This is a genomic window from Bradyrhizobium ivorense, assembly GCF_900696085.1.
In the GTDB taxonomy this organism is placed as follows: domain Bacteria; phylum Pseudomonadota; class Alphaproteobacteria; order Rhizobiales; family Xanthobacteraceae; genus Bradyrhizobium; species Bradyrhizobium ivorense.
In genome coordinates, this window is record NZ_CAADFC020000029.1 from 128,942 (window position 1) to 147,861 (window position 18,920).

16 protein-coding genes are annotated in these 18,920 nt (G+C 65.9%); 10 read left to right on the forward strand and 6 right to left on the reverse strand.

Going from position 1 to position 18,920, the window contains the following annotated elements; all coding sequences use genetic code 11:
* The first annotated feature begins 7 nt into the window (after positions 1–7).
* The 3 genes from CI41S_RS35565 to CI41S_RS35575 all read left to right on the forward strand — a co-directional run bounded on the left by CI41S_RS35565 (position 8) and on the right by CI41S_RS35575 (position 3,361).
* Positions 8–847: an enoyl-CoA hydratase family protein gene (locus CI41S_RS35565; protein WP_172628316.1), complete on the forward strand. Its 840-nt coding sequence runs from the start codon at positions 8–10 to the stop codon at positions 845–847.
* 1 nt (position 848) lies between these two features.
* Positions 849–1,244, forward strand: coding sequence for a RidA family protein (locus CI41S_RS35570; protein ID WP_139863669.1), 396 nt, complete (start codon positions 849–851; stop codon positions 1,242–1,244).
* An 875-nt stretch (positions 1,245–2,119) separates the two neighbouring features.
* Positions 2,120–3,361 (forward strand): flavin-dependent oxidoreductase, encoded by a 1,242-nt coding sequence (locus CI41S_RS35575; RefSeq protein WP_139863670.1) that lies wholly within the window; start codon positions 2,120–2,122, stop codon positions 3,359–3,361.
* Positions 3,362–3,469: 108 nt separating this feature from the next.
* Here CI41S_RS35575 and CI41S_RS35580 read toward each other — a convergent pair whose 3' ends face one another.
* Entirely contained in the window at positions 3,470–3,922 is a 453-nt protein-coding gene (locus tag CI41S_RS35580; RefSeq protein WP_139863755.1) for a cupin domain-containing protein, read from the reverse strand.
* Positions 3,923–3,972: 50 nt separating this feature from the next.
* A complete protein-coding gene (locus CI41S_RS35585) occupies positions 3,973–5,139 on the reverse strand; it encodes an ABC transporter substrate-binding protein (RefSeq protein WP_139482447.1) in 1,167 nt (388 codons plus the stop codon).
* 282 nt (positions 5,140–5,421) lie between these two features.
* On the opposite strand from CI41S_RS35585, the gene CI41S_RS35590 reads away from it, so the two are divergent.
* Together CI41S_RS35590 and CI41S_RS35595 are read left to right on the forward strand one after the other, a co-directional pair.
* Positions 5,422–5,916 carry a MarR family winged helix-turn-helix transcriptional regulator gene (locus CI41S_RS35590; RefSeq protein WP_172626839.1) on the forward strand — a complete coding sequence of 165 codons (495 nt, stop codon included), beginning with the start codon at positions 5,422–5,424 and terminating at the stop codon, positions 5,914–5,916.
* Positions 5,917–6,094: 178 nt separating this feature from the next.
* Positions 6,095–7,738: a benzoate-CoA ligase family protein gene (locus CI41S_RS35595; protein ID WP_139863671.1), complete on the forward strand. Its 1,644-nt coding sequence runs from the start codon at positions 6,095–6,097 to the stop codon at positions 7,736–7,738.
* A 20-nt stretch (positions 7,739–7,758) separates the two neighbouring features.
* Here the strand turns inward: CI41S_RS35595 and CI41S_RS35600 are convergent, their stop codons facing one another.
* Together CI41S_RS35600 and CI41S_RS35605 are read right to left on the reverse strand one after the other, a co-directional pair.
* The gene (locus CI41S_RS35600) at positions 7,759–9,369 is read right to left on the reverse strand and encodes an MDR family MFS transporter (protein ID WP_172628317.1); all 1,611 of its coding nucleotides are present in this window, start codon (positions 9,367–9,369) and stop codon (positions 7,759–7,761) included.
* A gap of 8 nt (positions 9,370–9,377) precedes the next feature.
* Positions 9,378–10,580 (reverse strand): HlyD family secretion protein, encoded by a 1,203-nt coding sequence (locus tag CI41S_RS35605; protein ID WP_139863672.1) that lies wholly within the window; start codon positions 10,578–10,580, stop codon positions 9,378–9,380.
* Positions 10,581–10,742: 162 nt separating this feature from the next.
* Between CI41S_RS35605 and CI41S_RS35610 the strand changes: the two genes are divergently transcribed.
* Both CI41S_RS35610 and CI41S_RS35615 read left to right on the forward strand, forming a co-directional pair.
* Positions 10,743–11,447, forward strand: coding sequence for a TetR/AcrR family transcriptional regulator (locus tag CI41S_RS35610; RefSeq protein WP_139863673.1), 705 nt, complete (start codon positions 10,743–10,745; stop codon positions 11,445–11,447).
* Positions 11,447–11,869 (forward strand): DUF6841 family protein, encoded by a 423-nt coding sequence (locus CI41S_RS35615; protein WP_139482451.1) that lies wholly within the window; start codon positions 11,447–11,449, stop codon positions 11,867–11,869. Before CI41S_RS35610 ends, CI41S_RS35615 begins: the two co-directional genes overlap by 1 nt.
* A 6-nt stretch (positions 11,870–11,875) precedes the next feature.
* Here the strand turns inward: CI41S_RS35615 and CI41S_RS35620 are convergent, their stop codons facing one another.
* Both CI41S_RS35620 and CI41S_RS35625 read right to left on the reverse strand, forming a co-directional pair.
* Positions 11,876–13,570 (reverse strand): ATP-binding protein, encoded by a 1,695-nt coding sequence (locus CI41S_RS35620; RefSeq protein ID WP_244626784.1) that lies wholly within the window; start codon positions 13,568–13,570, stop codon positions 11,876–11,878.
* Positions 13,571–13,890: 320 nt separating this feature from the next.
* Positions 13,891–14,817 carry a LysR family transcriptional regulator gene (locus CI41S_RS35625; protein ID WP_172626841.1) on the reverse strand — a complete coding sequence of 309 codons (927 nt, stop codon included), beginning with the start codon at positions 14,815–14,817 and terminating at the stop codon, positions 13,891–13,893.
* A gap of 211 nt (positions 14,818–15,028) precedes the next feature.
* On the opposite strand from CI41S_RS35625, the gene CI41S_RS35630 reads away from it, so the two are divergent.
* From CI41S_RS35630 to tkt, 3 genes are read left to right on the forward strand one after another with little or no spacing between them, the layout of a single operon-like run.
* Positions 15,029–16,009 carry a class 1 fructose-bisphosphatase gene (locus tag CI41S_RS35630; RefSeq protein WP_244626794.1) on the forward strand — a complete coding sequence of 327 codons (981 nt, stop codon included), beginning with the start codon at positions 15,029–15,031 and terminating at the stop codon, positions 16,007–16,009.
* A 10-nt stretch (positions 16,010–16,019) separates the two neighbouring features.
* Positions 16,020–16,895: a phosphoribulokinase gene (locus CI41S_RS35635; protein ID WP_139482453.1), complete on the forward strand. Its 876-nt coding sequence runs from the start codon at positions 16,020–16,022 to the stop codon at positions 16,893–16,895.
* Entirely contained in the window at positions 16,892–18,910 is a 2,019-nt protein-coding gene (gene tkt, locus CI41S_RS35640; protein WP_139863674.1) for a transketolase, read from the forward strand. Before CI41S_RS35635 ends, tkt begins: the two co-directional genes overlap by 4 nt.
* The last annotated feature ends 10 nt before the right edge of the window (positions 18,911–18,920 follow it).

Here is an 18,920-nt window from a genome sequence, read left to right on the forward strand (position 1 = left end):
ACACAGCATGTCCGAGATGAAAGCAAAGCTCCGTCCATTCAAGGATTATCCCGCCAAGCATTTTCGCTGGCAGACCGACGCCAGCGGCCGCGTTGCGACCATCACGCTGAACCGGCCGGACAAGAAGAACCCGCTGACCTTCGAGTCCTACGAGGAGCTGCGCGATCTCTTCACCAATCTCAAATACGCATCCGATGTGCGCACCATCGTGCTGACCGGAGCCGACGGCAATTTCTGCTCCGGGGGCGACGTGTTCGAGATCATCGAGCCGTTGACGCGGATGGCGATGCCGGACCTGCTCGCCTTCACCCGCATGACCGGCGAGGTGGTGCGGGCGATGCGCAAATGTCCGCAGATCATCGTCGCCGCGATCGACGGCGTCTGCGCCGGCGCCGGCGCGATGCTGGCGCTCGCCTCCGACTTGCGGCTGGCGACGCCGCAGGCCAAGACCGCCTTCCTGTTCACCCGCGTCGGCCTCGCCGGCGCCGACATGGGCGCCTGCGGGCTCTTGCCGCGCGTGATCGGGCAGGGCCGCGCCGCCGACCTGCTCTACACCGGACGGGCGATGAGCGCGGACGAGGGCCTCGCCTGGGGTTTCCACAACCGCCTGGTGCCGCCGGCCGAACTCGCCGGCGCCGCGCATGAACTGGCGCGCTCGCTGGCCGACGGCCCGTGGTTCGCACATGGCGTCACAAAAACCATGTTCAACCAGGAATGGGCGATGGGCGTCGACGAGATGATCGAGTCGGAGGCGCAGGCGCAGGCGATCTGCATGGTGACCGGCGATTTCCGCCGCGCCTTCGACGCGTTCGCCGCCAAGCAGAAACCGGTGTTCGAGGGCAATTGAGATGAGCGAAATCTTGCAGCCCGACGGATGGGCAAAACCGATCGGCTACGCCAATGGCGTCGCCGCGCGCGGCAAACAGATTTTCATCGCCGGCCAGATCGGCTGGAACGGGCAGTGCCAATTCGAGAGCGACGATCTCGTGGCGCAGATCGGCCAGACCCTGCGCAACATCGTCGCGGTCGCCGCGGCCGGCGGCGCCGGGCCCGAGCACATCGTGTCGATGACCTGGTTCCTGCTCGACCGCAAGGAATACTCGGCCCGGCTGAAGGAGATCGGCGTCGTCTACCGCGACGCCATGGGCCGCCGCTTCCCGGCCATGACTGCGATCCAGGTCGCCGGCCTGATCGAGGACCGCGCCAAGGTGGAGATCCAGGCGATCGCGGTGGTGCCGGATTGATTGGGTGGTCATGCGGTCCTGCCTAACCCGTCATCCTGAGGTGCGAGCCTCTTCGGCGAGCCTCGAAGGATGAATCGGCCCGCAGCCGGGCCGTCGACCCTTCGAGGGCCGCTGAAGAAGCGGTCGCCTCACGGTGACGGTGATGGGGGGGTACGCTGCCTGATCCGTCATCCTGAGGTGCGAGCTCTTGCGAGCCTCGAAGGATGAATCGGCCACCAGCCTGGCCGTCGACCCTTCGAGGGCCGCTGAAGAAGCGGCCGCCTCAGGGTGACGGTGATGGGGGGAGTACGCTGCCAACTCCGTCATCCTGAGGTGCGAGCTCTTCCGAGCCTCGAAGGATGAATCGGCCACCAGCGGGGCCGTCGACCCTTCGAGGGCCGCTAAAGAAGCGGCCACCTCAGGGTGACGGTGATGGGGGGAGTACGCTGCCAACTCCGTCATCCTGAGGTGCGAGCCTCTTCGGCGAGCCTCGAAGGATGAATCGGCCACCAGTGGGGCCGTCGACCCTTCGAGGGCCGCTGAAGAAGCGGCCGCCTCAGGGTGACGGGGATGGTTTGCTCAGCTTGCTCGGTGTCATCACCCGGCTTGACCGGGTGATCCAGTATTCCAGAGGCGCCGGTGATAGAAGCGAGAGGCCGCGGCGTACTGGATCGCCCGGTCAAGCCGGGCGATGACAACGGTAGATGAGGGCAAAGCTTCACACCCTCTCAGGGTGACGCTGATGAAGGTATGCGCTGCGAGAATGTTAATCCTAAGCCAAATCAGCGCCGGCGCGCCGAAGACCCGGGCAACAAACCGGCTTGCGGCCGGGCGCGGGCGCGTGCGACGCTAGGCCTTGCTGGTTAACCGTCCTGTTGTGAGTGGAGTTGAGGACGATGAAAGCGATTATCGTCGGAGGCGGCATCGGCGGCCTCACCACGGCGCTGATGCTGCGATCGCGCGGCATTCAATGCGAATTGTACGAGCAGTCGGAGACGATCCGCGAACTCGGCGTCGGCATCAACACGCTGCCGCATGCGATCCGCGAGCTCGCCGGCCTTGGCCTGCTCGACCGGCTCGACGAGGTCGCGATCCGCACCTATGAGCTGTTCTATCTGACGCGGCACGGCCAGCAGGTCTGGCACGAGAAGCGCGGGCTCGATGCGGGCCACGACGTGCCGCAATTCTCGATCCATCGCGGCCGCCTGCAGGGCGTGATCCATCAGGCGGTGGTCGAGCGTCTCGGCACGGAGGCGATCCGCACCGGCTGCCGGCTCGGCGCGTTCACCCAGGACGAGGGCGGCGTGTCAGCCCATTTCTTCGATCGAGCTGGCTGCCATGTCCACACCGCGCGCGGCGACATCTTGATCGGCGCCGACGGCATTCACTCAAAGGTGCGGCAGACGCTGTTCCCGGACGAGGGCGGGCCGTGCTGGAACGGGCTGATGCTGTGGCGCGGCGCAACCGACTGGCCGGCGTTCCTGACCGGGCGCTCGATGATCATCGCCGGCGGGCTGAACGCAAAAGCCGTGATCTATCCGATCGCGCCGGGATCGAGCCCGGCAAGTCGCCTCACCAACTGGGCGGTGCTGGTGCGGATCGGCGACGGCACCTCGCCGCCGCCGCGCCGCGAGGGCTGGTCCAATCTCGGCCGGCGCGAGGAGATGATGCCCTATGTCACGAGTTTTACGATTCCGCAGGTCGACTTCGTCGGCCTGATCAACGCGACGCCGGAGTTTTGGGAGTATCCGTGCTGCGACCGTGATCCGCTGCCGTACTGGTCGAGCGGCCGCGTCACGCTGCTCGGCGACGCCGCGCATCCGATGTATCCGGTCGGCTCGAACGGCGCCTCGCAGGCGGTGCTGGACGCGCGCTGCCTGGCGGACGCGCTGGCGCGATCTGAGCATCCGCGCCAGGCGCTGGTCGCCTATGAGCGGCAGCGCCTGCCGATGACCGCCGACATCGTGGCCTCGAACCGCCGCGGCGGCCCGGAAGGCGTGATCGACGCCGTCGAGCAGCTCGCGCCGCAGGGTTTTACCGATGTCGACACCATCCTCAATTACGAGGCCCGCGAAGCCATCGTGCGCGGCTATGCGGCGAAAGCCGGCTTTGCCGCGCGCGTCGTGGCGCGGCAGTAGGATGAGCCGCAGCTCTATCCACGTCATTGCGAGCGCTAGCGAAGCAATCCATCCGTCAGCATATGCGGAGCGATGGATTGCTTCGCTGCGCTCGCAATGACGGAAGCCCTAGCCGGGAGGCGGCGGCAGGAAGTGGATGTTGTGCTCGGCGGCGAGCCGCACCACGTCGTCCGGGTTCTGCTCCTTCATGTTGTGGATCGCCCAGAACAGGTCGTAGAGCCGGCGCGTCGGCGACACCCAGAACAGCGTCTTCGCCGGCTGCTGCGACTTGTTGAAGATGCCGTGCGGCTTGCCCATCGGCAGCCGCACAAGATCGCCCGGCGTTGCAGATTCGTCGGCGCCGTCGAGCATGAAGTCGAGCTTGCCCTCGAGGATATAGAGATACTCGTCCTGGTCGGGATGGATATGCGGCGGCACGAAGGTGCCGGGCGGGAAGGTTGCGTGCCAGGAGAAGGAATGCTCGGTGCGGCTCTTCGGCACGTAGGTCTGGCCGAGGATGCTCCAGGTAATGCCTTGAATGCCTTCATTGGCGCGGGTGATGCCGGCGATCTCGTCTTTCATCGTCATATTTTCCTCCTGGGATTGACCTGTCCTGGGATTACTTGGCCCTTTCACTTGGCCGCGCAGTCCTTGGCGTAGCGGTCGCCGTAATTCGAAAACACCTTTTCGACGACCTCGGTCTGGAACTTGCCGTCCGGCCGCTTCGCGACCTTGGTGAGATAGAAGTCCTGGATCGGATAGCCGTTGTTGTTGAACTTGAATTGACCGCGCAGCGAGGTGAACTCGGCTTTTTTCAGCGCGGCGGCGACCGCGTCCTTGTTGGCGAGGTCGCCCTTCACGGCCCTGACCGCGCTGTCGATCAGGAGCGCCGTGTCGTAGGCCTGCATGGCATAGGTGCCGGGCACGCCGCCGAAGGCCGCCTCATAGGCGGCGACGAACTTCTTGTTCTGGGGATTGTCGAGATTTGGCGCCCAGTTGGCGCCGCCGAACATGCCGACCGCGGCGTCCTGCTGCGCGGGCAGGGTGGATTCGTCGACAGTGAAAGCCGAGAGCACCGGCACGGTCGCGCCGGCCTGCTTGTACTGCTTGACCAGATTCACGCCCATGCCGCCGGGCATGAAGGTGAACAGCGCATCCGGCTTCAGCGAGGCGATCTTGGAAAGCTCGGGCTGGAAATCCAGCGTGTTCAGCGGCGTGTAGGATTCCTCGACCACCTCGCCCTTGTAGTCGAGTTTGAAGCCGGCGACCGAGTCGCGGCCGGCCTGATAGTTCGGCACCAGGAGGTAGACGCGCTTGTAGCCGCGGTCCTGCGCCACCTTGCCGAGGATCTCGTGCACCTGGTCGTTCTGGTACGAGGTCACATAGAAGAACGGATTGCACTCCTTGCCGGCGTAGCTGGACGGGCCGGCATTCGGGCTGATCAGAAAGGTCTTGCTGTCGGTGACCGGTCGGTGGATCGCGAGCAGGATGTTGGAGAAGATCGGGCCGACCACGAAATCGACCTTGTCGCGCTCGAGCAGGCCGCGCACCTTGACCACCGCGCCGTCGGGCTTGAGCTCGTCGTCCGCGTTGACCACCTCGACGTCGCGGCCGGCCATCTTGCCGCCGAGGTCCTTGATCGCGAGCGCAAAGCCGTCGCGGACCTGCTGGCCGAGTGCCGCGGCCGGTCCTGAGGTCGTCACCAGCACGCCGATCTTGATTTTTTCCTGGGCGTTTGCCGGGGTGATCGCGACGCTGAGCAGCGCCGCCAGTCCCGCCCACATTGTCACTTGCTTCATCTTAGCTCCCCGACCGGTTTCTTGACGGCTCGTCTCTCGATGCCTTGGGCCGCAGCTTATTCTGACGGGCGCGACTGCCGCAAGCGATGCGGCGTCGCGCCAAGGCAATCATCTTGCTCCATGCAAGCGCCGCGCCAATTGCTTGAAGGTTAAAGAAATTGCAGGATCGCGCCGGCGGCGGCGTATCGATTCGCAATTGTCCTTGCGGCGCGCCGCAAATTGTTTGAAGCTCAAAACATCAGGTCCGACTGGGAACCCGCCGCGCGGAGGCGCGATCGCCGCATGATCCTCGATTCTGAAACCAAAGCCGTCGAACTGCCCGACGACCACGGCACCGAGCTGCGGCTGTGGCTCCGCCTTCTGACCTGCACCACCCTGATCGAGGGCGAGGTGCGCAGCCAGCTGCGCGAAAAATTCGACGTCACACTGCCGCGCTTCGACCTGATGGCCCAGCTCGACAAGGTGGCCGACGGCATGACGCTGTCCGACCTGTCGAAGCGGATGATGGTCTCCAACGGCAACGTCACCGGCCTGGTCGAGCGCCTGGTCGAGTCAGGCCATCTCGACCGCCGTACCTCGGAGACCGACCGCCGGGTGCAGTTCATCCGCCTCACCAAGCTCGGCCGCGCCGAATTCCGCAAGATGGCCGCCGAGCACGAGAAGTGGATCGCCGACATCTTTGCCGATCTGTCGCCAAAGGACATCCGCGAGCTGATGCGGCTGCTCGGCAAGGCCAAGGGCTCGGCGCAGCGCTCCGCCAAGGCGAGGTCGGCATAGCGCCCTGGCGGCGATGCGGCATTTCCGCGCGTGAATTCCGCTCTTGCGCCAAATTATTTTAAGTATAAAATGATTGGCGGATCGGGACGCTGCCGGGCGTCTCGATATCGGTGGTTTCGATAGGGGCTCTTCGGACCAGAGCCTTGGCCTTTCTGGATGGAAAGCGAGGGGCGATCGAATGTCGGATCAATTTCCCGGGCTCGGCCCATCGGGCCATGTCGACGATTTCGCGCGGCGCAACCTGCCGCCGCCCGAGCTGTGGCCAAAGCTGCTGCTCGACCGGCCGGAATTCCAGTATCCCGATTACCTCAACGCCGCGGTCGAACTGACCGACCGCATCGTCGAGCGGGGGATGGGCGACAACATCGCGCTGATCGGCAACGGCCGGCAGCGCACCTACAAGGAATTGACCGACTGGTCGAACCGCCTGGCGCATGCGCTGGTGGAGAACTACGGCGTCAAGCCGGGCAATCGCGTGCTGATCCGCTCCGGCAACAATCCGGCGCTGGTCGCGGCCTGGCTCGCCGCGACCAAGGCCGGCGCTGTCGTCGTCAACACCATGCCGATGCTACGCGCGGGCGAACTGGCAAAGATCGTCGACAAGGCCGAGATTGCGCTGGCGCTGACCGACAGCCGCATCGCCGACGAGCTGGTGGCCTGCGCCAAGACCAGTAAATTTTTGAAGCAGGTCGTCAACTTCGACGGCACCCAGAACCACGACGCCGAGCTCGACCGGATCGCGCTGAACAAGCCGGTGAAGTTCGAGGCGGTGAAGACCGGCCGCGACGATGTCGCGCTGCTCGGCTTCACCTCGGGCACCACAGGCGAGCCGAAGGCGACGATGCATTTCCACCGCGATCTCCTGATCGTGGCGGACGGCTACGCCAAGGAAGTGCTGAAGGTGACGCCGGACGACGTGTTCGTCGGCTCGCCGCCGCTCGCCTTCACCTTCGGCCTCGGCGGGCTTGCGATCTTCCCGCTGCGCTTCGGCGCGACGGCGACGCTGCTGGAGAACGCGGCGCCGAGCGAGATGATCCGGATCATCGAGACCTACAAGGCGACGATCTGCTTCACCGCGCCGACCGCCTATCGCGCCATGATGGCGGCGATGGACAATGGCGCCGATCTGTCGTCGCTGCGGATTGCGGTCTCGGCCGGCGAGACCTTGCCGGCGCCGGTGTTCGACAGCTGGACCAAAAAGACCGGCAAGCCGATCCTCGACGGCATCGGCTCTACCGAGCTGCTCCACATCTTCATAACCAACCGCGTCGGCAGTGCGGTGGCCGGAACGACCGGCACGCCGGTCGCGGGCTATGAGGCCAAGGTCGTCGACGCCGATATGAACGAGCTGCCGCCGGGCGAAGTCGGCAAGCTCGCGGTGCGCGGCCCGACCGGCTGCCGTTACCTCGCCGACTCCAGGCAGACCAACTATGTGCGCGACGGCTGGAACATCACCGGCGACGCCTTCGTCCGCGACGCGAGCGGACGGCTGTCCTTCGTCGCCCGCGCCGACGACATGATCATCTCGGCGGGCTACAACATTGCCGGTCCCGAGGTCGAGGCGGCGCTGCTCGGGCATCCCGACGTCGCCGAATGCGCCGTGGTCGGCACGGCGGACGAGGAACGCGGGCAGATCGTCGCGGCCTTCATCGTGCTGAAGCCGGGTGCGCGCAGCGACGAGCTCGAGGTCAAGCTGCTGCAGGATCACGTCAAGGCGACGATCGCGCCGTACAAATATCCGCGCGCGATCTCCTTCGTCGAGGCGTTGCCGAAGACGCAGACCGGAAAGATCCAGCGCTTTAGGCTGCGCGAGGCGAGCTGAGGAGGCGACAGCGCGCGGCTCTAGTGCGCGCCGGCACCACCCGCCGCGCTCTTCGGCTTGCCGGTCAGCACGATCGCGATCGCGGCCAGCACCAACACGATGCCGATCACGGCAAAGGCGTCGCTGAAGCCGAGCACCAGCGCCTGGCGCTTGACGATATTGCCGATCGCCACGATCGCCTGGTGATGCGCGGTGGCGGGGTCGGAAATGCCGTGGCTCAGGAAGTAGTCGGTGACCTGGGCAATCCGGCTTCGCACCTCCTCGCGGCCGAGGTCGACCGACTGGCCGATGATGTTGGAGTGGAACTGCTCGCGCTTGGTGACGATGGTCGATAGCAGCGCGGTGCCGATCGCGCCGCCGAGGTTGCGCATCATGTTGGAAATGCCTGACGCCGCCGGCGCGTCCTGCGGCGCGACGCTGCCGAGGCTGACCGCGGACAGCGGCGCCAGCATGATCGCCTGGCCGATGGCGCGGACGATGTTCGGCACGAAGAACTGGTCGCCGGAGTAATCGACCGACATCGCGATGTTCATGAAGGAGGAGACCGCGAACAGCACCATCCCGGTGAACGCGATCAGGCGGGCATCGAAGCGCTGCATCAGCTTCGGCACCAGCGGAATCAGGATCAGCTGCGGCAGGCCGGTCCAGGCCAGCACCTGGCCGATCTGCTCGGCATTGTAGCGCTGCACCTGGCCGAGATAGGCGGGCAGCAGGTAGACCGAGCCGAACAGCGCGAAGCCGACGAACACCGCCGAGATGGTGCCGAAGCCGAAGCTGCGCTGGGTGAGCAGGCGCAGCCGGATCAGCGGCTTCTCGACCACGAGCTCGATCCAGACGAACAGCGTCAGGCTGACCGCGGCGATCACCGCGAGCTTGACGATGAAGGGCGAGCCGAACCAATCGTCCTTGTTGCCCTCCTCCAGCACCGCCTGCAGCGAGGAGAGGCCGATCGCCATCGTCGCGATGCCGAGCCAGTCGCCCTCGCGGAGCAGATGCAGCTGCATCGGTTGCCGCTCCAGCGTGAAGTAAAGCGTGATGACCATCACCACGGTCGGGATCACGTTGACGAAGAAGATGGTCTGCCAGCCGTAATTCTCGGTGAGGTAGCCGCCGATGGTCGGGCCGATTGCCGGCGCGAAGGTCACGGCCAGCGCGAACATCGCCAGCCCAATCGGCTGCTGCGGCTTCGGCAGCTTGGTGAACACCAGCGTGAAGGCCATCGGGATCAGCACGCCGCCGAAATAGCCCTGCAGGCCGCGCATCGCGATCATCGACGGCAGGTCGTGGGTGAAGGCGCAGGCCACCGAGAAGATCGCAAACAGCGTGGCGTGGCCGATCATGATCCTGCGGAAGGAGAACACCCGGCTGAGGTAGTCGGTGAGTGGGATCACCACGATCTCGCCGATCAGATACGACGTCGAGATCCAGGAGCCGTTGTCGACGCCGGTGCCGATGCCGCCCTCGATGTTGAGCAGCGAGGCGTTGGTGATCTGGATGTTGAGGATCGCCATGAAGGCGCCGATCATGGCCGCGAGGATCGATATCCAGACGGTCATGCTGGCGCGGTTGGGATCGGCTACGGCTGCGGGGCGAGGCGCGGCGGCGGGGGAGGAGAGTGCGAGGTCGGACATGGCATCACCTATTTGGACGAGGCGACAGCAAGTTTCGGCGTGGTCTTGGTCCTGGCGGACGGAGCCGGCTCGGCCGGCTGCGACAGCGTCGCGATGGTCGGGATGACCGACATGCCGGGCCGCAGTTCGACCTCCGTGGCGTCGAGCACGATCTTCACGGGGATGCGCTGCACTACCTTGGTGAAGTTGCCGGTTGCGTTATCGGGCGGCAGCAGCGCGAACTCTTGGCCGCTCGCCGGCGCCAGGCTGTCGACATGGCCGCGCACCACCTGGCCGGGGAACATGTCGACCTCGATCTCGACCGGCTGGCCCTTGCGGACGTTGGTGAGCTGCGTCTCCTTGTAATTTGCGATCACATAGGCGCCGCTGGCCGGCACCAGCGACATCAGTTGCGTGCCGGCCTGGACGAACTGGCCGGTGCGCAGCGTGCGGTTGCCGACCACACCGTCGATCGGCGCAATAATGGTGGTGTAGCCGAGATTGAGCTCGGCCTGGTGCTGCAGCGCGGTCGCGCGGGCCTGCGCCGCGACCGCCTGGGCGATGTCGGCCTTGAGCAGCTCGACCTGACGCAGCGCTGAGGCGAGGTTCGCGGTGTCGCGGGCAATTGCGGCCTGCGCGCTGGCGTAGCGCGACTGCGCCTGCTGCGCGTTCTGCACGCTGCCATAGCCGGTGCCGGCGAGGTCGGTGTAGCGCTTGTTCTCCTGTGCGGCAAAAGTCTGGGTCGCGGTATCGACCGCCAGCGTCGCCCGTGCCGCTTCGATCACGGACTGCTGCACATCGAGCTGGGCGTGCTTGCTCGCAATCGCGGCCTCGGCGGCGGCGACGTCGGCCTTGGTCTGGTCGAGCGCCACCTTGAAGTCGCGATCGTCGATCCGCGCCAGCACCTGGCCGGCGCGGATATGCTCGTTGTCACCGACCAGCACGGCGCTGAGATAGCCGGACACCTTTGGCGCGATCGTGGTGTTGTCGGCCTTCACATAGGCGTCGTCGGTGGACACCTGAAAGCGGCCGATGGTCCAGTAATTCCAGCCGTACCAGCTAGCGCCTGCGAGTGCCGCGACTGCGGCGCCGGCGAGCAGCAGGCGGCGAAGCTTGCTCTTCACACCGGCAGGCGCCGGCGCGGCGGCCGCTTCCGGAGTGGCAATCAATTGCTTGGCGGTATCGGCCGGAACCTTGCTGTCGGCCTTGAACGACGTTTCGTGCTGGCTCATTGGAAGGTACTCCGCTGGTTCTATCCCTTTGTAAAATCTCACTAATCGCCCTGGATGATGTTTGGCTTAATTAGGAAACTTGATGTTTTCCAAAATAGGGCCCATATTGGGACTGTCAATGGAATGACAGGCATCATGTAAAAGCATGGCTTGGATCGTCGGATGAGTGGAAAGGACAAGGGTCAGGCAGCGGCAGGCGCGCCGGAGCGCCGTGGCCGCGGGCGGCCGCAGCTGCGCTCCGACGATGAGACGCGCGCTTTGATCTATGACGCCGCGCGGCATGAATTCGCGACGCGCGGCTTTGCCGTGACCAGCATGGCCGACGTGGCCTGCCGCGCCGGCGTTTCCACCAAGACGCTCTACCGGCTGGTGCCGACCAAGTTCGCGCTGTTCGAGAGCACGCTGACGGACCGCATGGACCGCTTCGTCTCGATCGTGAATCTCGGCGCCTGCGACGGCCGCGACATCGCGGCAGCGCTGGAGGCCGCACTGCTGACCTGTGCCGAGCTGATCCTCGATGGCGAGGTCATTGCGCTCCAGCGCATCATCCTGGCCGAAAGCGACAAATTCCCCGATATCGCCGAGACGTTCTACGAGAAGGCGATGCAGCGGACCCTTGCTGCGCTGGCGGCATGGCTCGGCGTGCAGCAGCGGCGAGGGCGGATCGCGGTGGACGACGTGCAGGCCGCGGCCGGCATGATGCTCGGCATGCTCGTGTTCCAGCCGCAGCGCGACGTCATGTACGGACGCAGGCCGGCGCCGTCGCGGCAGGAGCTCGAAGCCCGCGCCAAGGCCTGCGCGGCGCTGTTCCTTTCGGGCGCCGCCGTGCGCGCCGACATCAGCAACAAGCAAGGCGGAGATGCATGATGCCGGAGCCGGCCGCAACCTATAGCGTCGAGGCGCAGATTTCGCCCGACGACCAGGCGAGATGCGAGGATGTGCTGACGCGCTGGATGGCCGCGCTCAATCGTTACGACGCCGCGGCGATGGACGCGTTGATGCATTTCCCGCACGTGCGGCTCGCCGGCGGCGTGGTCACCGTCTATCAGCAGGCCGGCAGCAATCCGATGGATTTGTTCGAGCGGCTGCGCAAGCAGGACGGCTGGCACCACAGCGCCTGGAACGAGATCAGGCTGGTGCAATCCTCGCCGGTGAAGGCGCACTACGCGCTGCGCTACACCCGCTTTCGCGCGGACGGCTCGGTGATCGGCGTCTACGATTCGCTTTACGTTCTGAGCCTGCTTAACGGTGAATGGAAGATCCAAAGCCGCTCCAGCTTCGGGCCTTAGCGAGCATCACTTCGCCGATACCGGCGCGGGCGGCTGGGTCAGCACCTGGCGGATCATCCGCGCCAGATCGGACTTGCGATAGGGCTTTGCCAGCAAGGTCACGTCGGGATCGAGCCGGCCGTGGTGGAAGATCGCATCCTCGGTGTAGCCGGAGGTGAACAGCACCCGCACCGACGGCAGTTTTGCCAGCACCGCGTCGGCGACCTGCCGGCCATTCATGCCGCCGGACATGATGACGTCGGTGAACAGCACGTCGCAGACGAATCCCTTGTCGATCGCCGCCAGCGCCTCGGGGCCGTTGGCGGTGACCAAAGTGCGGTAGCCAAGTTGCTCGAGCTGGGCGCTGACGTAGTTGCGGACCAGCGGATCGTCCTCGACCACCAAAATGGTCTCGTTGCCGCCGCGCGCATCGACCGCGGCGGGCGGTTCGGCCTCTTCCATGTCGCCGCTCGAGCGCGGCAGATACAGCTTGATCGAGGTGCCGTGGCCCTCTTCGGAATAGATCTTGAGATGCCCGTCGGACTGCTTGATGAAGCCGTAGACCATGCTCAGGCCAAGGCCGGTGCCCTTGCCGGTGTCCTTGGTGGTGAAGAACGGCTCGAACACCTTTTCCCGGATCGTTTCCGGGATGCCGGCGCCGGTGTCGCTGACCGCGACCATGACATATTCGCCGGCCCGCACATCCAGATTGGAGGCGGCGTAGGTCTCGTCGAGGATGACGTTGCTGGTCTCCAGCATCAGCTTGCCGCCGTCGGGCATCGCATCGCGGGCATTGACCGCGAGATTGAGCAGCGCGGTCGCCATGTGGTTGGGATCGATGAAGGCCGGCCAGGCGTCGGGCTCGAGCGAGGTCTCGATCTCGATCTGCTCGCCGAGCGAGGGGCGCAGCAGCCGCGCGGTGTCCTGCACCAGCGTGTTGAGGTCGGCCTCGCGCGGCTGCAAAGGCTGCTGCCGCGAGAAGGCGAGCAGATGTTTTGTCACCTCGGCGCCGCGCGAGGCGGCGTCGCTGATCATCTTGGTGACGGATGACAGCGCGGCATCGTGCTCGACGGCCTCGGCGAGGATGTCGATCAGGCCGGTGATCACGGTCAGGATGTTGTTGAAGTCGTGCGCGATGCCGCCGGTGAGGTGCCCGACCGCCTCCATCTTCTGCACCTGGCGCAGCTTCTGCTCGGCCTCGAGCTGTTCGCGCGCCGCCTCGACCTCGCGGGCGCGCATGAAAATCTCGGCTTCCATCTGCTCGGTGCGCTCGCGCAGCTGGTCCGCCAGCTTGTCCTGCTCGACACCACGGTGCTTCAGATGGATGAACTGGGTGACGTCCTCGACGCGATGGATGATGTAGCTCAGCTGCCCGCCCGGCCCGAACACCGGCGAGTTGCGCGGGCTCCAGTAACGTTCCTCGAAGCCGCCGCCTTCCGCCTCGGGCTTGCGGATATCGTATTTCTGCACCGACATGGTGTCGGGCTTGCGGAACTGAACCACGCGCTCCAGCGAGGCGCGCAGGTTCCGCACGCCGTCGGCGGCGGGATCGTCGGGATTGTCGGGGAACACGTCGAACAGCGCGCGTCCGAGGATCGCGGCGCGCTCGGTCCTCGTGGCGCGCAAATAGGCGTCGCTCGCCGCCGCGATGCGAAATTCGGGTGGCGTCAGCACCAAATAGAGGCCGGGCGCCGCCTCGAACAACGCCTTGAAGTCAGGCATGGGCGGGGACGGGGTCTGCAGGTTATCCTCCTTGCAGCGATACGCGCGGTCCACCAAGAAGATTTGACACGCGTTTTGGCCGAGCGCAATGCCTAACGGTTGGCACTGGCTCGCCTTTTTCGCTTCTGCGTAAACACCGCGATAGCGCGCGGCGGGCAAGCTCAATCGCCGGCAAGCGCAACGTGCCGGCGAGGATGGGGCGATGCCCCCGTTGCGGCAGCAACCAACCCGAATCCGACCGTGTTGCGCGCAAACCGGAACCTTCGGTGATCGCCGCCTACGCGCCGGCGATCATATGCACGCTGTGATGCTCATGGCGCCTAGCGCGTGTTCGGCAGATAGCGCCAGCCGTCCTTGCCGAGGAAATCCAGCATGGCTTTCGCCGGCGGCAGCAGGATCTTGTCGGCGCGCCGGATCGCGTGCCACTGCCGGACGATCGGCAGGCCCCGGACCTTGAGCACCACCAGCCGGCCGTCCTCCAGCTCGTGATGGATGGTGTGCTGGGAGATGAAGGCGATGCCGAGCCCGGCCATCACCGCCTGCTTGATGGTCTCGTTGCTGTCCATCGCCATGCCGATCTTCGGCGCCAGGCCGACACGCTCGAAGAATTGCTGCATCAGCATCCGCGTGCCGGATCCCTGCTCGCGGGTGATGAAAGTCTCACCGGCGAGCTCGGATATCTCGACGTGCCGGCGCCGTGCCAGCCGGTGATCGGCGGCGGCGACGATGTAGTGCGGATGCCGGCCGAGCGGCTTCATCTCGACCTCGAGGTCGGCCGGCGGCGCGCCCATCACCGCAATATCGAGATCGTAGCCGCGCAGCGCGTCGCGGATCTCCTCGCGGTTGCCGATCCTGAGCGTGACCTCGATCTTGGGAAAGCGGCGCGAGAACGCGGCGATCGCAAACGGCACGAAATATTTCGCGGTCGAGACCGCGCCCATCGCGACGCGGCCGCCGCTGCGGCCTGCGATCATGTCGAGCGACTGCTCGCAATCCTTCAGCGCCGCCTCGATCCGCTCGATCAGCGCCAGCACATGCGCGCCGGCATCGGTCAGCGCCATGCCGTCGCCGGTGCGTTGGATCAGCGGCAGCTCGGCAAGCGCCTGCAGGTTGCGCAGCTGCAGCGTCACCGCGGGCTGCGTCAGATTGAGGCGATTGGCTGCCGAGGTGATCGAGCCCGCCTCGTGCACGGCGGACAGCGCGCGCAGCTGGCGGATGGTGAGGTCTCGCGTGAAGTGGCCGGCCATCGCGGGCTCCATAAGGAAAACTTTGGCATCGCCAAAGATAAAGAAATTTCCCTAATTCGGCAATTCGCGCGTTGATAGTGGCAACGGCGACTCCAATGCGGGTCGTCGATCGAAACAGCCTCGGCACAGAGGGCGTGATCAAAGGGAGAGACCCGTGGAGATTCGTCCCGCATTGCATGCCTATCTGGAGTGGCCGGCGCAGCAGAACCCGATGCGTGCCGCCACGGTCGCGGTGATCGAGGCGCTCGCCGGCGCCGCCATCGAACTCGCGCGCACCATTGCCGCCGGTTCCCTTGCCGCGATCGGCGGCGAGAGCGGCGGCATCAATCCCGACGGCGATCGCCAGAAGACCATCGACATCATTGCCGACCGCCTGATGCGCGACGCGCTGCGCACGGCGCCGGTCGCTGCCGTGGTGTCGGAGGAGATGGAACTGCCCGAAGTGCTCGATGCCGATGCGCCGCTCTGCGTCGCGATCGATCCGCTCGACGGTTCGGCCAATCTGGAGAACAACATCTCGGTCGGTACCATCTTCTCGATCCGGCCGAAGACCCGCGACGCCATCTCGACCTTCTTCGAGCCCGGCACGGCGCAAAACGCCGCGGGCTGCTTCATCTACGGCCCGCAGACCGTGCTGGTGCTGGCGTTCGACCAGTGCGTCGATTGCTTCACGCTCGACCCGCGCACGGGAGAGTTCGTGCTGACCGGACGCGACCTGCAGGTGCCGCCGGACACGCCGGAATTCGCCATCAACGCCTCGAACCGCCGGCACTGGAGCGGCGCGGTGCGCGGCTACATCGACCAGTGCCTGGCCGGGGTGAACGGCGAGCGCGGCCAGGACTACAACATGCGCTGGATCGGCTCGCTGGTCGCCGAGGCCTATCGCATCCTGATGCGCGGCGGCGTGTTCCTTTATCCGGCCGATGCGCGCCAGGGCTATCGCGAGGGCCGGCTGCGGCTGTTGTACGAGGCGCACCCGATCGCGCTGATCATGGAATGGGCGGGCGGCGCCGCCTCGAGCGGCCGCGCGCGGATTCTCGAATTGTCGGCACGCTCGCCGCATCAGCGCGTACCCCTGATCATGGGATCGACCCGCGCGGTGCGCGACGTCGATGCAGTCCACCTGACCGTCGAGCCGTTGTTCGAAAGCAGCGATGCCCCGCTGTTCGCGCGGCGCGGCCTGTTCCGCTGAGGAGGGGCGCATGTCCCGTCGACATCCCATCATCTCGATCGCCGGTTCCTCCGGCGCCGGCACCACCTCGGTGCGGAAGACGTTTGAAAATATCTTCCGCCGCGAGAACGTGGTTGCGGCTTACGTCGAGGGCGACGCGTTCCACCGCTACGACCGCGCCGAGATGCGCAGCAAGATGGTGGAGGAGGCGGAACGCGGCAATAAGCATTTCAGCCATTTCAGCCCCGAAACCAACCTGTTCGAGGAGCTGGAAAAGCTGTTCCGCGACTATGCCGAGACCGGCACCGGAACGACGCGGCACTATGTGCATGACGAGGAGGAGGCGCGGCTCTACGGCGCCAAGCCCGGCACCTTCACCGAATGGGAGCCGCTGCCGGAAAACTCCGATCTGTTGTTCTACGAGGGCCTGCACGGCGCCGTGGTCACCGACACCGTGAACGTCGCGCAGCACGCCGACCTCAAGATCGGCGTCGTGCCGGTCATCAACCTCGAATGGATCCAGAAGCTGCACCGCGACCGCAGTCACCGCGGCTACTCCACCGAGGCGGTGACCGACACCATCCTGCGCCGCATGCCCGATTACGTGAACTTCATCTGCCCGCAGTTCACCGAGACCGACATCAACTTCCAGCGCGTGCCGACGGTCGACACGTCGAACCCGTTCATCGCGCGCTGGATCCCGACGCCGGACGAATCGATGGTGGTGATCCGGCTGAAGAACCCGCGCGGCATCGACTTCCCGTATCTGCTGTCGATGATCCCGGGAAGCTTCATGTCGCGCGCCAACTCGATCGTGATTCACGGCGCCAAGCTCGACCTTGCGATGCAGCTCATCCTCACGCCGCTGATCCTGCAACTGATCGAACGAAAGAGGCGAACGATATGACCGCACTTGCGTCCATAGCCAGCAGCCCCCGCACCGATGTCGGCCATGCCGAGATGGCCAACGCCATCCGCTTTCTCGCGATCGATGCGGTCGAGCAGGCGAAATCCGGCCACCCCGGCATGCCGATGGGCATGGCCGACGTCGCCACCGTGCTGTTCGCCGATTTCCTGAAGTTCGATCCCGCCGATCCGGCCTGGCCCGACCGCGACCGCTTTGTGCTGTCGGCCGGCCACGGCTCGATGCTGCTCTACGCGCTGCTGCATCTGACCGGCTACGAGAGCATGACGCTCGATCAGCTCAAGGCGTTCCGGCAGTGGGGCTCCAAAACTCCGGGACATCCCGAATATGGTCACACGCCCGGGGTCGAGACCACGACCGGGCCGCTCGGGCAGGGGATCGCGACCGCGGTCGGCATGGCGCTGGCCGAGCGGCTGATGAACGCACGCTTCGGCGACGACCTCGTCGACCACTTCACTTATGTCATTGCCGGCGATGGCTGCCTGATGGAGGGCATCAGCCAGGAGGCGATCTCGCTCGCCGGCCATCTGCGGCTGAACCGGCTGATCGTGCTGTTCGACGACAATCAGATTTCGATCGACGGCGCCACCTCGCTGTCCTGCTCGGACGATCAGGTCGCGCGCTTCAAGGCGAGCGGCTGGGACGTCTGCCGCATCGACGGCCACGATCCGCAGGCCATTGCGGCCGCGATCAGGCAGGCCAAGGCCAGCGACCGTCCGTCGCTGATCGCCTGCCGCACCGTGATCGGGTTCGGCGCGCCGAACCGGCAGGGCAGCGAGAAGGTGCATGGCGCGCCGCTTGGCACTGAGGAGGTGCAGAAGACCCGCGCCGCGCTGGGCTGGCCGTATCCGGCGTTCGAGATTCCCGACGCCGTGCTGACCGAGTGGCGCGAGATCGGCGCACGCGGCCGCGAGGCGCGCCGCGCCTGGATCGAGCGCTCGCGGCGCGCCGGCAACGGCGAACGTTCACCGTTCCATGACGCGCTGAACCGGAAATTGCCGTGCGCCTATGTCGATGCGATGGCGAGGCTGCAGGCGCGGTTCGCGACCGAGCAGCCAAAACTCGCGACGCGGCAGGCCTCGCAGCAGGTCATCGACGTGATCGCGGAAGCGCTGCCGAACCTGCTCGGCGGCTCGGCCGACCTCACGCACTCCAATCTCACGCTGGCAAAGACCCAGGTGCCGGTGCGGCCGGAGACGCTCGACGGCAGCTACATCCATTACGGCATCCGCGAGCACGGCATGGCGGCGGCGATGAACGGCATCGCGCTGCATGGCGGCTTCATCCCGTATGGCGGCACCTTCCTGTCCTTCGCCGATTACAACCGGCCGGCGATCCGCCTCGCGGCTCTGATGGGCATCCGCGTCATCCATGTGATGACCCATGACTCGATCGGGCTCGGCGAGGACGGGCCGACGCATCAGCCGGTCGAGCACCTCGCGGCGCTGCGGGCGATTCCGAACCTGCTGGTGTTTCGGCCAGCCGACGCCGTCGAGACCGCGGAAGCCTGGGATTGCGCGCTGCGCGCGGAAACCTCGCCGTCGATCCTCTGCCTGTCGCGGCAGGCGCTGCCGACGGTTCGCGAGATGCCCAAAAACAACCAGGTCGCGCTCGGCGCCTACGTACTCGTCGAGCCGGCCTTCGGGCGTGACGTCACCCTGATTGCAACGGGCTCGGAGGTGGCGATCGCGCTCGAAGCCGCAAAGCTGCTGGCGGAAGCAGGGGTGAAGGCCGCGGTGGTCTCGGCCCCGTGCTTCGACCTGTTCCGCCAGCAGCCGCGCGACTATCGCGCCAAGGTGCTGGGCAGCGCGCCGCGCGTCGGCGTCGAAGCTGCGGTCGAAGGCGACTGGGCGCGCTGGCTCGGCGATGGCGGCGAGTTCATCGGCATGACCGGCTTCGGCGCCTCGGCCCCGGCCGACGTGCTCTACCGCGAATTCGGCATCACGCCGGCGGCGGTCGCGGCCGCAGCGCAGCGCGTGATGCAACGATCGAACTAAAAGGAGGACG

Bases quoted from the DNA above. Each gene is read 5' to 3' on its own strand.
- CI41S_RS35565 (WP_172628316.1), top strand. From the start codon at position 8: ATGTCCGAGATGAAAGCAAAGCTCCGTCCATTCAAGGATTATCCCGCC.
- CI41S_RS35570 (WP_139863669.1), top strand. From the start codon at position 849: ATGAGCGAAATCTTGCAGCCCGACGGATGGGCAAAACCGATCGGCTAC.
- CI41S_RS35575 (WP_139863670.1), top strand. From the start codon at position 2,120: ATGAAAGCGATTATCGTCGGAGGCGGCATCGGCGGCCTCACCACGGCG.
- CI41S_RS35580 (WP_139863755.1), bottom strand. From the start codon at position 3,922: ATGAAAGACGAGATCGCCGGCATCACCCGCGCCAATGAAGGCATTCAA.
- CI41S_RS35585 (WP_139482447.1), bottom strand. From the start codon at position 5,139: ATGAAGCAAGTGACAATGTGGGCGGGACTGGCGGCGCTGCTCAGCGTC.
- CI41S_RS35590 (WP_172626839.1), top strand. From the start codon at position 5,422: ATGATCCTCGATTCTGAAACCAAAGCCGTCGAACTGCCCGACGACCAC.
- CI41S_RS35595 (WP_139863671.1), top strand. From the start codon at position 6,095: ATGTCGGATCAATTTCCCGGGCTCGGCCCATCGGGCCATGTCGACGAT.
- CI41S_RS35600 (WP_172628317.1), bottom strand. From the start codon at position 9,369: ATGTCCGACCTCGCACTCTCCTCCCCCGCCGCCGCGCCTCGCCCCGCA.
- CI41S_RS35605 (WP_139863672.1), bottom strand. From the start codon at position 10,580: ATGAGCCAGCACGAAACGTCGTTCAAGGCCGACAGCAAGGTTCCGGCC.
- CI41S_RS35610 (WP_139863673.1), top strand. From the start codon at position 10,743: ATGAGTGGAAAGGACAAGGGTCAGGCAGCGGCAGGCGCGCCGGAGCGC.
- CI41S_RS35615 (WP_139482451.1), top strand. From the start codon at position 11,447: ATGCCGGAGCCGGCCGCAACCTATAGCGTCGAGGCGCAGATTTCGCCC.
- CI41S_RS35620 (WP_244626784.1), bottom strand. From the start codon at position 13,570: ATGCCTGACTTCAAGGCGTTGTTCGAGGCGGCGCCCGGCCTCTATTTG.
- CI41S_RS35625 (WP_172626841.1), bottom strand. From the start codon at position 14,817: ATGGCCGGCCACTTCACGCGAGACCTCACCATCCGCCAGCTGCGCGCG.
- CI41S_RS35630 (WP_244626794.1), top strand. From the start codon at position 15,029: ATGCGTGCCGCCACGGTCGCGGTGATCGAGGCGCTCGCCGGCGCCGCC.
- CI41S_RS35635 (WP_139482453.1), top strand. From the start codon at position 16,020: ATGTCCCGTCGACATCCCATCATCTCGATCGCCGGTTCCTCCGGCGCC.
- tkt (WP_139863674.1), top strand. From the start codon at position 16,892: ATGACCGCACTTGCGTCCATAGCCAGCAGCCCCCGCACCGATGTCGGC.